At 71.1% G+C, this 12,583-nt stretch carries 10 protein-coding genes; 8 read left to right on the forward strand and 2 right to left on the reverse strand.

Translation table 11 applies throughout. From position 1 onward, the window contains the following. Window positions 1–5: 5 nt before the first annotated feature. Entirely contained in the window at window positions 6–389 is a 384-nt protein-coding gene (locus tag MFF06_RS15050; protein ID WP_238205305.1) for a DoxX family protein, read from the reverse strand. A gap of 227 nt (window positions 390–616) precedes the next feature. Between MFF06_RS15050 and MFF06_RS15055 the strand changes: the two genes are divergently transcribed. From MFF06_RS15055 to MFF06_RS15090, 8 genes are all read left to right on the forward strand, one after another. Continuing rightward, complete coding sequence (locus MFF06_RS15055) at window positions 617–1,666, forward strand: ABC transporter substrate-binding protein (RefSeq protein WP_238205307.1); 1,050 nt, start codon at window positions 617–619, stop codon at window positions 1,664–1,666. Between the two features lie 10 nt (window positions 1,667–1,676). Then, the gene (locus MFF06_RS15060) at window positions 1,677–2,432 is read left to right on the forward strand and encodes an ABC transporter permease (protein ID WP_238205309.1); all 756 of its coding nucleotides are present in this window, start codon (window positions 1,677–1,679) and stop codon (window positions 2,430–2,432) included. Further along, window positions 2,420–3,178, forward strand: coding sequence for an ABC transporter ATP-binding protein (locus MFF06_RS15065; protein WP_238205311.1), 759 nt, complete (start codon window positions 2,420–2,422; stop codon window positions 3,176–3,178). The genes MFF06_RS15060 and MFF06_RS15065 overlap by 13 nt, the downstream gene beginning before the upstream one ends. Window positions 3,179–3,294: 116 nt before the next feature. Further along, complete coding sequence (locus MFF06_RS15070; protein WP_238205322.1) at window positions 3,295–3,726, forward strand: protein tyrosine phosphatase family protein; 432 nt, start codon at window positions 3,295–3,297, stop codon at window positions 3,724–3,726. A gap of 284 nt (window positions 3,727–4,010) precedes the next feature. Further along, entirely contained in the window at window positions 4,011–4,580 is a 570-nt protein-coding gene (locus MFF06_RS15075; protein ID WP_238205323.1) for a CYTH domain-containing protein, read from the forward strand. A 97-nt stretch (window positions 4,581–4,677) separates the two neighbouring features. Then, window positions 4,678–7,512 carry a sensor domain-containing protein gene (locus tag MFF06_RS15080; RefSeq protein ID WP_238205324.1) on the forward strand — a complete coding sequence of 945 codons (2,835 nt, stop codon included), beginning with the start codon at window positions 4,678–4,680 and terminating at the stop codon, window positions 7,510–7,512. Between the two features lie 197 nt (window positions 7,513–7,709). Continuing rightward, entirely contained in the window at window positions 7,710–9,107 is a 1,398-nt protein-coding gene (locus tag MFF06_RS15085) for a GntP family permease (RefSeq protein WP_238205325.1), read from the forward strand. Window positions 9,108–9,195: 88 nt separating this feature from the next. Then, window positions 9,196–9,702: a DUF3617 domain-containing protein gene (locus MFF06_RS15090; protein WP_238205326.1), complete on the forward strand. Its 507-nt coding sequence runs from the start codon at window positions 9,196–9,198 to the stop codon at window positions 9,700–9,702. 60 nt (window positions 9,703–9,762) lie between these two features. Here MFF06_RS15090 and MFF06_RS15095 read toward each other — a convergent pair whose 3' ends face one another. After that, a complete protein-coding gene (locus tag MFF06_RS15095; RefSeq protein ID WP_238205327.1) occupies window positions 9,763–12,255 on the reverse strand; it encodes a PAS domain S-box protein in 2,493 nt (830 codons plus the stop codon). Between the last annotated feature and the right edge of the window lie 328 nt (window positions 12,256–12,583).

Here is a 12,583-nt window from a genome sequence, read left to right on the forward strand (position 1 = left end):
GCGCCTCAGGCGCGTCGGCGCATGAGCGCGTCGACGCTCCACGGGCCGGGACCGGCGGCGGCGATGTAGAGGAACACGAAGCTGTAGAGGGCGGCGAGTTCGCCCTTGTTGAGGATCGGGTAGAAGCCCATCGGCGCGTGGACCAGGAAATAGGCCACGGCGGTCATGCCCGAGAGCAGGAAGGCCACGGGGCGCGTCAGCAGCCCGATCACCAGGAGCGCACCGCCGACGAGTTCGAACAGGCCGGCGATCCAGGCGGGCGAGAATTGCGGCGGGTTCACCGGCTCGGGGAAGCCGAGGAACTTGGCCGTGCCGTGCTGGAGCAGCAGCAGCGCCGAGGCGATGCGCAGGACGCTGAGGAGACGGGCGGTCCACACGGGATCGATCATGGTCGGGCAGGCTCCGGGCCGGACAAATCCGGCAAGGCCCACAAGGACAACGCCGAACGAATTGTGGCAAGGGCCAAGCTTGCCAAGCCGGACTGCGTCTCGCGCAGGGATCGAGGGAGGTGTCGGCTGGGAGGGGTTCTTCGTGCGCCCCGATGGATGTTGCCTTCCGGCGAGCCGATCCCGTAAGCGGAGCGGTGATCGCTCCTTCCTCCCGCCGGCCCGCCCCCATGTTCACGAGACGTCGCATCCTGGAGGCCGGCTCGCTCGCGGGTGCGGCGGCCCTCGTTCCGTCGGCGGGGCGCGCGCAAGCCCGCCCCCAGGCCCGCACCACGCCCCTGACCCTCAAGGTCGGCCTGATCCCGATCCTGGCCGCCGCGCCGATCACCGTGGCCGAGAAGGAGGGCTGGCTCAAGGAGGCGGGTCTGGCCACCGCCGTCACCACCTTCGAATCCGGCCCCAACGCCATCCAGGCCCTGGCCTCCGGCACCCTCGACGTCTACGTCGCGGGCGTGGCTCCCCTGATCGTCGCGCGCTCGCGGGGGCTCGACATCAAGGTGGTCGCCTCCACCGCCGTGGAGGAGAACGTGTTCGTGGCCGCGCCGAAGCTCGCCCGCTTCGCCGAGGCGGGCATTCCGCCGGCCGAGGTGTTCAAGCGCTTCCGCGCCGCCACCGGCGCCCCCGCCCGGCTGGCCACCCAGCCGCTCGGCTCCGTGCCCAACACGACGCTGCAATACTGGCTTTTCGAGGTGGCCAAGGCCGACCCGAAGGATGTGGCCATCGTTTCCATGGGGATCGACGCGACGCAGCAGGCGATCCTGGCCGGGGCGGTGGACGGCGGCACCCTGCGCGAGCCCGCCGTCTCCATCGTCACGGGCCGCAACCCGGAGATCCGCCTGCTGGCCCTCGGCGGGGAGATGTTCCCGAGCCAGCCGGGCACCGTGGTCGCCCTCACCAAGGCGTTCCTCGATCGCGAGCCCGAGGCCGCCCAGGCCCTCGTCACCGCCATCGTCCGGGCGATCGACCTGATCGGCCGCGATCCGGCCCGGGTGGCCCCGGCCATCGAGGGGGCGCTGGGCAAGGGCCTCATCGACACCGCCACCATCCGGCGGGCGCTGGCCTCCCCGGCGACCCGGTTCGCCGCCGATCCCCGGGCCATCGTCGAGGCCACGGCGGCGATGCAGCGGTACCAGGTGAAGATCGGCGCCCTCGACAAGGAGGCGCCCCTCGACGGCCTGTTCGATCCGCGCCTCTACGAGCGCGCGGTCGCCGCGCGATGAAGGCTCCGGCGTGAGGGCCCACCCTGCCGCGACGCTGCTGCCGCTCCTCGGCCTCGCCGCCTTCTTCCTCCTGTGGGAGGCCGTGCCCCTCTCGGGGCTCGTCAACCCGGCCTTCCTGCCGCCGCCCTCGGTGCTGCCCGCCGCCTTCCTGCGGGAGTGGCATTCCGGGCAATGGATGGCGGCGATCGGCGGGAGCCTCGGGCACTACGTGCTGGGGCTCGCCATCGGCGTCGGCCTCGGCATCGCGGCCGGCACCGTGACGGGCCTGTTCCGCACGGCCGAGGGGCTCACCGCGTGGGTGGTGCGGGTCCTGCGGCCGGTGCCCGGCCTCGCCTGGGTGCCCTTCGCCATCATCTGGTTCGGGGTGAACCCCTCGGCGGCGGTGTTCATCATCGCCATCGGCGTGTTCTGGATCGTCTACTTCGCGAGCCACGGCGCCATCCGCGGGGTGGACCGCGACCTCCTCGAACTCGCCGACGCCTTCGGCTTCCGCTCCGCGCCGGAGCGGCTGATCAAGGTAGTCTGGCCGGCGGCGATGCCGGGCATCCTGGTCGGCGTGCGCACCGCCCTCGGCCAAGCCTGGATGGCGGTGGTGGCGGCCGAGATCTTCGGCGTCCCCGGCCTCGGCCAGCGGATGATGCAGGCCTCGACCCTGCTCGCGACGGACATCGTCGTCGTCTACATGCTGACCATGGCGCTGCTCTACGGCCTGATCGACGCCGCCTTCACGGCCCTCCAGGCGCGGGTGCTGCAATGGCGGGCCTGATCGGCATCCGGGGCCTCGCCCTCACCTTCACCCGCGACGGCACCCAGACGAAGGTGCTCGACGGGCTCGACCTCGACATCGCGTCGGGCGAGTTTCTGGCCATCGTCGGCGCCTCGGGCGTCGGCAAGTCGACGCTGCTGCGGGTCATCGCGGGCCTCGTTCGGCCGAGCGAGGGGACGGTCACGGTGAGCCCACCGGAGCCGGGGCGGCGCTCGGTCGCCCTGGTGTTCCAGGATGCCCGCCTGCTGCCCTGGCGGCGGATCCTCGACAACGTCGCCTTCGGCCTGGAGAAGCTGAAGCTGCCCCGGGCCGAGCGCAAGCGCCGGGCGCAGGCCGCGCTGGCCCGGGTCGGCCTCGCTGACCTCGCCGGTCGCTGGCCCTTCCAGCTCTCCGGCGGCCAGCGGCAGCGGGTGGCGCTCGCCCGCGCGCTCGCCGTCGAGCCCCACGTGCTGCTGATGGACGAGCCCTTCTCGGCGCTGGACGCCCTCACCCGCGAGGCGCTGCAGGACGAACTCGTCCGCCTGTGCCGGGCCGCCGGACAGACGGTGCTCTTCGTGACCCACGACATCGAGGAGGCGGTCTACCTCGCCGACCGGGTGGTGGTCCTGGCGGGCGCGCCCGGCAGCATCCGCGCCACCCACACCCTCGACGCGCCGCACCCCCGCGACCGCACGGCGCCCGCCCTGCAGGAGACGGCGCAGCGGATCCGCGCCGACCTCACCCTGACGGACCGCGTCGCGGGCTGAGGAATCGGGCAAAACGCTTTTCGTCAGTGCGAGCGAAGCGAAGCAATGACGGCGTGGTGTGCCGCCCGGGAAGCCAAGCTCCGGGGCGAGCCCGTCATTCGATCGAAAGCCCCCCCATGACGCTGACCCCGATCACCCCCACCTTCGCCGTCGCGAGCCAGCCCGCGCCCGATGCGATCGCGGCCCTGGCCGAAACCGGCACCGTGCTCCTCATCAACAACCGGCCCGACGGCGAGGAGCCGGGCCAGCCGGGCGACGCCGCCGAGGCGCAGGCGGCCGCCGGGGCCGGCCTCGCCTACCGCCACCTGCCGGTGACCGGGGACGCCCTCAACCGGGAGGACGTGGCACGCTTCCGGCAGGCCCTGCGCGAGGCGGACGGCCCCGTGGTCGCCCATTGCCGCAGCGGCACGCGCTCCCTCACCCTCTGGGTGATCGGCGAGGTGCTGGAAGGGCACCTCGCCGCCGGGGACGTCACCGACGTCGGGGCCCGGCACGGCTTCGACCTCTCCGGCGCCGTGCGCTGGCTGCGGGCCAACGGCGAGGCGTGAGCGCGGATGCGGCACCGACCTTCCCCTCCGCGATCCGCCCCCGGGCGGCGCCCATCGGGTGGAGGGCAAAGGCACGGTTCGCGCGCGGTTGCCGTTCAGTCCCCGTCCGCCTCCGCTGTGCGGCCCTCGCCTCGGATCCGCGCGCCATGACAGCAGGGACGCGGCGCGACCTGCCCAGTTCGGCCGCCGTCACCGTCCTTCTGCGCGGAATCCGCATGACGAACCGGACTGACCTGTCGGCGCGGATGCGCTAACACGCGCCGCGCGGGAGGACCTGAGACCGGATGCGCCTGGAGATTGAGCGAAAGTTCCTCGTCGCCCATGACGGCTGGCGCGCCGGGGTCACGGCGGTCCGCCACCTGAAGGACGGCCTCGTCGGCCATTTCGCCCGGGGCAAGGTCCGCGTCCGCCTGGACGGCGACAGGGCGTGGCTCACGGTCAAGGGCGCGCGCGAGGGCATCGCGCGGGCGGAATTCGAGTACGAAATCCCGCCCGAGGATGGCCGGGCCATGCTGGCGCAGGTCTGCACCGGGTGCGTCATCGAGAAGACGCGCTTCTGCGTCCCGCACGAGGGCCTGCTCTGGGAGGTCGACGTGTTCCACGGCGCCCTCGACGGCATGATCCTCGCCGAGGTCGAGTTGGAGGAGGCCGCCCAGCCCTTCGGGCGGCCGGACTGGCTGGGAGCCGAGGTCACCGGCGACCTGCGCTTCCGCCAGTCCACGCTGCTCCACCTGTGCAGCGGCGCCGAGGGCCCGGTCACAATGGAGGACGTGCTGAGACTGCCCGTGCACCCGCGGCCGATGCCGGGCGACACCGGACATCTTGACGCACAAGAGTTGCGTACAATCTATTAACTTCTAGGCGCCTACTCAGTCAAAGGACGTGGTTTACAGCCTTAAACCAAAGGCTTTCGAGAAACATCCGATGCCGATGGCAAATCCTGAAGGCTCGATGTCGTCTACTCAGCCATCGCCGTACCGGCTGATCGCCTCCAGTGGGAGCGTGCTCCGGGACAGGCTCGACGACCGCTGCGCCGACCTCGCCGGGATCGTGACGAGCATGAGGCGTCTGCGGATGCCGGACGTCGCCAGCGTGATCGCCGTCCACAAGGGCCGCCTCCATCTCGCCCTCGAGGGGCCGCGGGAGGAGGTCGAGGCCGCCTGGGCCCAGATCGCCGCCGCTTTCCTCCACATGGAGGCGCGGATCCTGTGGCAGGGTGAGACCTCCGACCGCCGCCTGCCCCGCGGCCCGATGCATTTCGTCAGCGGCGAGCCCGGCGCGCAGCAGGTGCTGTCCCGCCTCCTCGATCCGCTCCCGGCCACGCCCTCCCGGGACGACGCCGGCACGATCCTCGAAGCCCTGGCCCAGGCGGCGGAACACCGGACCCGCCGGGCGCCCCCGCCCGAGAACCCGGCCGACATCCTGTTCGTCACCCGATCCGCCGAGGCCGAGGCGCTGGACGAGGGCTTCGGCACCGCCGTGCTGTCCCCGGACCGGGAGTTCGTGCGGGTCAACGCCTTCTACGGTGCGCTGCTCGGCTATGCGCCGGGAGACCTCGCGGGCCGCTCCTACGACAGCACCCTGTGCGTGACCGACGAGGATCACCTCGGACGGCTTTGGGAGGCGATGCGGCGCGGCGAGTCCGTTCAGGTGGACCGCCGCGCCATGCGCCGGGACGGCACCGAGGTCTGGCTGAGGAGCGTCTACCGGCCCCGCCGGGGCGGCGCGGGCGACCTCCGCGACGTCACCGAGATCGCGGTGGACATCACGCGGGAGAAGCTGCGCCAGCTCGACGAACGCGGCCAGATCACGGCGATCAACCGCTCGCAGACGGTCGTCCACTTCGCCCTCGACGGGACGATCCTGGACGCCAACCCCCTGTTCCTCGCGGTGATGGGCTACCGGCGCGAGGAGGTGATCGGCCGCCATCACCGCATGTTCGTCCGCCCGGCCGACGCGGGGTCGGCGGACTACGCGGAGCTCTGGAACGGCCTCGCCTGCGGGCAGGGCCGGACGGCCGAGATCCGGCGCGTGGGCAAGGGCGGACGGGCCGTGTGGCTGCAGGCGTCCTACAATCCGATCCTCGACATGGCCGGCCGGCCGTTCAAGGTCGTCAAGTACGCCACCGACGTCACCGCCGAGAAGCTGCAGCGCGCCGACTACGAGTGGCAGATCGCAGCGATCGACAAGTCGAACGCAGTGATCACCTTCGACATGGGCGGCGTGATCATCGACGCCAACGCCAACTTCCTCGATGCCTTCGGCTACACCCTCGACGAGGTGGTCGGCCACCACCACCGGATGTTCGTAGACGAGAGCTACTCCCACGGCGCCGAATATGCCCGATTCTGGCGCGACCTCGGCCGCGGCCTGCACCAGTTCGGCCAGTACACGCGCATCGACAAGGCGGGCCGCCGGATCTGGCTGCAGGCGACCTACAACCCGATCTTCGACATGGACGGCAAGCCGTTCAAGATCGTCAAGTACGCCACCGTCGTCACCGAGGAGCGGTTGCGGCAGGCCGAGCACCAGGGCCAGATCGCCGCGATCCACAAGGCCCAGGCCGTGGCGGCCTTCGACCTCGACGGCACGATCCTCGATGCCAACCGTCGCTTCCTCGACATCCTGGGCTACCGCCTCGCCGACGTGCGCGGACGCCCGCACGGGATGCTCACCCGATCGGGACAGGAGGAGAACCGCGCCTTCTGGGCCGACCTCGCCCAGGGCCGCCACGCGAGCGGCGAGTTCAAGCACCTGACGAGCGACGGCCGCGACGTCTGGCTCCAGGCGACCTACAACCCGATCCTCGACCTCGAGGGGCGGCCCTTCAAGGTCGTCCTGTACGCGACCGACGTGACCGCCGAGCGGGACCGCCAGGCGGCGATCGACGGGCAGCTCACCGCGATCCACCGATCCCAGGGCGTGCTCTTCCTGGCCCTCGACGGGACGATCCACGAGATCAACGACCACCTGCTGAGCGTGCTCGGCTACACCCGCGAGGAACTCGTCGGGCAGCATCACGGCGTGCTCCTGGACGCCGAGGACGCCGCGAACCCGGACTACGCCACCTTCTGGGAGACCCTGCGCGGGGGCGGCTTCCTCTCGGGCCGCTACCGCCTTTCCGGCAAGGACGGCCGCGAGGTCTGGCTCCAGGCGACCTACAACCCGATCCTCGACCTCGACGGGCGGGCCCACCGGATCGTGAGCCTCTCCACCGACGTCACCGCCGACGTCGCCATGGCCGACGCCTACCGCGACGCGCAGCGCCAAGCCACCTGCGACGCGGCCACCGGCCTGCCCAACCGCGTACGGCTCCTCAGCCACATGACGGCGGCGCTGAAGCCGCCGGTCCAGCGCCTCGCCGTGCTCTTCCTCGACCTCGACCGGTTCAAGCCCGTGAACGACACCTTCGGGCACACGGTGGGCGACCGCGTGCTGCGCGAGGTGGCCGACCGGATGCGGCGCACCGTGGGCAAGGACCAGTTGGCGGCCCGTGTCGGCGGCGACGAGTTCGTCATCGTCGCGCCGGGCCTCTCCGACGACGAGATCGCGGCCCTCTGCGGACGCCTGATCGCGGCCATCGCCGCGCCCATCGCCGACGAGGTCGGCGCCCTGAGCGTGGGCGTCTCGATCGGCGTGGCGATCGCCCCCGCCGACGGGTCCACGCCCGACACCCTGCTGCACGCGGCGGATACCGCCCTCTATCGCTCGAAGGAGCGGGGCCGCGGGATCTTCACGGTGTTCGAGGCGCCGGCCGCCGACACCCTCCGGCTCGGCGCCGCGTGACAGTCCGGTCGATTTCCCACAATCGATTGGCGTCTCACACAGTAATGCCCGGCGGATCGAGCCGCGTGACAACCTGATCCCGCCCGCAGGATCGTGCCGGGCACGTCGCTTGACAGTTCAAGCTCGACTGTAAAACAGGAGAGCGTCGGCAGGATTCTACACGTACGGGCCGGCGATCATTCGCGACGAGTCCGTCAATGAATTTTGTGATCTGTTTAGCCGCACTCTTCTTTTTGATGACTGTCGCCTATCGCGGCTACAGCGTGATCCTGTTCGCGCCGCTGGCGGCGCTCGGCGCGGTGCTCCTCACCGATCCCTCCGCCGTCCCGCCGATCTTCAGCGGCCTGTTCATGGAGAAGCTGGTCGGCTTCCTGAAGCTCTACTTCCCGGTCTTCCTGCTCGGCGCGGTGTTCGGCAAGCTCATCGAGATCTCCGGCTTCGCCCGCGCCATCGTCAGCGCCGTGACCGGCGTGCTCGGCACCAGCCGGTCGATGATCGCCATCGTGCTGGTGGGGGCGATCCTCACCTATGGCGGCGTCTCGCTCTTCGTGGCGGTGTTCGCGGTCTATCCCTTCGCGGCGGAGCTGTTCCGCCAGAGCGACATCCCCAAGCGCCTGATTCCGGGAACGATCGCGCTCGGCGCCTTCACCTTCACCATGGACACGCTGCCCGGCACGCCGCAGATCCAGAACATCATCCCCTCGACCTTCTTCAAGACCAACGCCTACGCCGCGCCGGTGCTGGGCATCGTCGGCTCGCTGTTCATCTTCACCGTGGGCATCGCCTACCTGGAATGGCGGCGGCGGACGGCGGCGCGCAATGGCGAGGGCTACGGCACCGGGCACACCAACGAGCCGGAGGCGGTGGAGACCGCGCGGCCGATCCATCCCCTCGTCGCCCTGCTGCCGCTGCTGATCGTCGGCATCGGCAACAAGGTGCTCCTCGGAGTCATCGCCTCGGCCTACGGCGCGCAGGCGAGCGTCGCCCTGAGCCCCGAGATGGCGAGCCACCCCGTCACGGTGGACGTGAAGGCGGTCACGGCGATCTGGGCCGTGGAGGGCGCGCTGATCCTCGGGATCCTGGCGACGCTGATCCTCGGCCAGCGCAACATCCGGGGCCGGTTCGCGGAGGGCTCGAAGGCGGCGGTGGCGGGCTCCCTCCTCGCGGGCATGAACACGGCGACGGAGTACGGCTTCGGCGCGGTGATCGCGGCGCTGCCGGGCTTCAAGGTGATCTCGGACGGCCTCGCCGTCATCCCGAACCCCCTCGTCAACGAGGCGATCACGGTGAACGTGCTGGCCGGCGTCACGGGCTCGGCCTCGGGGGGCCTGTCGATCGCCCTCGCCGCCCTGTCCGAGCGCTTCATCCAGGGCGCGCAGGCGGCGGGCATCCCGATGGAGGTGCTCCATCGCGTCGCCTCCATGGCGAGCGGCGGCATGGACACGCTGCCCCATAACGGCGCCGTCATCACCCTGCTCGCCGTCACCGGCCTCTCGCACCGCCAGAGCTACGGCGATATCTTCGCCATCACCCTCGTGAAGACGGCGGCCGTGTTCGTGGTGATCGCGGTCTACTACCTGACCGGCTTGGTCTGACGCGGGCGCCGACCTTGCCCCGGCCGGGCACCTCGGGCTAGCCCTGCGCCCTGCCGCGGCCGCGCCGCGCCAACCCCAGGGAGACCCCATGCCCGTCCGCCCCATCGGCCTTGCCCTCGCCGCCACGCTCACCGCCACACTCTCCGCCCCTTGCACCCTGGCGGCGGCGGAGACCCTGCCGACACGCAAGGCGGGCCTGTGGGAGAGCAAGACCGTCTCGGCCGAGGGCCAGACCACGGCGCGCCAGTGCATCGACGACAAGACGGATCAGTTGAGCCAGGGCGCCTTCGCGGGGAAGAACTGCGCGAAGCGCACCTTCGACAAGACGGGCACCGGCTATACCGGCGAGACCGAGTGTCAGATCGGCACCATCTCGTCGAAGGCCCGCACCCTGATCTCGGGCGACTTCGGCAGCAAGATCCACATGGAGGTGGACACGACGCTGACCGGCCTGCCCGGATCGAAGGATCCGGTCCGCCGCCAGATGACGATCGACGCGACCTATCTCGGTCCCTGCGAGGCGGGCCAGAAGCCCGGCGACATCATCATGCCGGACGGCAAGGTCGTCTCGATGCCCCAGCCGGCCGCCCGGTAGCGGCGAGGCTCCCGGAGAGGGCCGGGCCTTCCGCGGGCGAAGGGGCGGCCGGCCGTCGTCCTACCGGAGCGGAGGCGCCGCCCCTCTCCGCCCCCGCGCCTCCTGGACGGCGCGGCGGAGGATGCGGGACAGGTCGGCCACGGAATACGGCTTGCGCAGCAGGTCGAACCCGTGAGTGCCCTTGACCGCGAGCACGTCGCTGTAGCCGGAGGTCAGCACGACGGGAATGTCCGGCCGCCGCCGCCGGATCTCGTCGGCGAGCTCCACGCCGTTCATGCCCGGCATCACCACGTCCGAGAACACGACCTCGAACCGGAAGGGCACGCGCTCGATCTCGGCCAGAGCCGTGGCGGCGTCCGTCACCCACACGGTGGTATAGCCGAGTTCGCGCAGCGCCTGCTCGGCGAAGGCGCCGACCGCGAGGTTGTCCTCCACCACGAGGACGCGGGTGCCATGGCCCTCGGCCAGGGGTTCGGGCTCCGCCGCCGGGCCGCTGCTCTGCGCGACGGCGACGCGGGGCAGGAAGAGGGTGAAGGTCGTGCCGGTGCCGACCTCGCTCTCCACCGTGATCTCGCCGCCGGACTGCTTGGCGAAGCCGAAGACCTGGCTGAGGCCGAGCCCCGTGCCCTGGCCAACCCCCTTCGTCGTGAAGAACGGCTCGAAGATGCGCTCCATGTTCTCCGGGGCGATGCCGGACCCGGAATCGGTGATCGCGACGGCCACGAAGTCGCCCCGTTGCAGGGGATGCGCCCGGATGGCGGGAATGGTCGTGGCCCGGCGAAGCCGGATGCGCAGGTTCCCCTCCCCCGCCATGGCATCGCGGGCGTTGACCACGAGGTTCACGAGGGCGGTGTCGAACTGGCTCGGGTCGGCGTTCACGTGCAGGCCCTGCTCCTCCCCGGTGGGGAGATCGAGGGTGATGTGGACCCTGGCGCCCGTGAGGGTGCGCACCATGTCGGCCACCGCCGTCACGGCGCGGTCGACCGCGAAGGTCTCGGGCCGGAGGGCCTGCCGCCGGGCGAAGGCGAGGAGCTGGCCGGTGAGCTTGGCCGCGCGGTCCACCGTGTCGGAGATGGCACCCACGTAGCGCTGGCGCCTTTCCTCGGCGAGGTCGGCCCGCTTCAGCAGGTCCGTCGAGGACTTGATGACGGTCAGCAGGTTGTTGAAGTCGTGCGCCACGCCGCCGGTGAGCTGGCCGACCGCCTCGAGCTTCTGCGATTGCCGCAGCTGCTCTTCGAGGGCCCGGCGCTCGGTGATGTCGCGGCCGGCGGCGTAGAAATGGTCGCCCGTCGGGATGGCGTTCCAGGAGATCCAGCGGACGCTGCCGTCCTTGGCGCGCATCCGGACATCGAGGTCGTCGATCGGCAGGCCCGCGATCACGCGCTCGAAGGCCGCGGCGGCGGCGGCGCGGTCCTCGAGGTTGACGTAGTGGTCGAAGCGGGCGCCCACCACCTCGTCGATCTCCCAGCCCAGCGTCTGCGTCCAGGCGGCGTTGGCCTTGCGGAAATGCCCGTCGAAGCCGCAGACCACGAACAGGTCCCGGCTCGCGCGCCAGACCATGTCGCGCTCGTCGGTGCGCTCCCGCGCGGCGGTCTCCAGGTGGCTCTCCAGGCGGCGGCGGTCGGTGATGTCGTTGAACAGGATGGCGACCCGGTGCAACTCCGGCTCGCCCACCCGCAGGGCGTGCACGTCGAACCAGCGCCCCATCGAGACGGCGCCGCTCTCGAACCGCACCGGCCGCCCGGTGCGCGCGACCTCGCCGTAGGTGTCGAACCAGAACCGCTCCAGGCCGGGCACGACCTCGCTCACCCACCGCCCGGCGACGCCGTGCAGGCCCGTCTGCGCGGCGAAGGCGGGATTCACCTCGACGAAGCGGTAATCGACCGGCCGCGACTCGGCGTCGAAGCGCATCTCCACGATGCAGAATCCGCTGTCGACGGCATCGAACAGTGCCCGGTAGCGCGATTCGCTCTCGGCCAGGATCCCCTCCGCCGTGCGGAAGCGGGTGACGTCGAGCTGGCTCGCGAAGAAGTAGCGCAGGCTCCCGTCCGGGCCGAAGACCGGGCTGATGTAGAGTTCGTTGCGGAAGGGCGTGCCGTCCCGGTGATAGTTCGTGAGTTCGACCACGACGTCCCGGCGGCCGGCGATGGCGTCGCGGACCTTGGCGACATCCGCCGGGTCCGTGTCGGGCCCCTGGAGGAAGCGGCAGTTGCGGCCGATCAGTTCGCTGGCGTCGTAGCCGCACAGGCTCTGAAACGCCCGGTTGGCGAAGACGATCGGGTTGTCGGGCTGGTTGGGGTCGGTGATGATCTGCGGCATGCGGGTCTTCTCCGCAGCCGTGAACAGGAGGTCGGCCGACGCGGCGGAGGTGCGCTGGCCGTGATCCGGGCGTCTGACGCCCTGGCGCCGGTCCGCTTCCAGCATCGCCACGCGGTCCTCGAGCTCGCGCTCGCGCCGCCTCAGCCGTTCGATCTCGGCGTCCATCGTCTCCTCGTCGTGGGCGTCGATAGCGGGGGCAAAGGCCGGCGGCAACCGTCCCGCACGGACGTCCACCGCTGCGGGTCTCCCGCCGACCGGGGGCGCACCGCGCAGTGCAGCGTGCTGCGCCGCACCGCACGCGGAAGGGCGCCGGCCCATATTCCCATTAGACGAACACGAGGGGTCCCAAGGCGGGCCCCGCCCCCCGGCACACAAGGATGATTCCCATGATCCTCAAAGGCTTCTCCTACGCGATGATCGGCGCCTTTGTCGGCGGCCTCGCCATGACCGTCGCCGGCTCGGCGAACCTGCTCCTCGCCCTGTAAGCGCGGCGAGGGAATGAGGCGTCCCACGCGGGATTCTGCCGCGGGGACGTCGGCGCCTCCGCGCGGTTGCCTGAAGC

The organism is Methylobacterium aerolatum (genome assembly GCF_022179085.1).
Lineage (GTDB): Bacteria > Pseudomonadota > Alphaproteobacteria > Rhizobiales > Beijerinckiaceae > Methylobacterium > Methylobacterium aerolatum.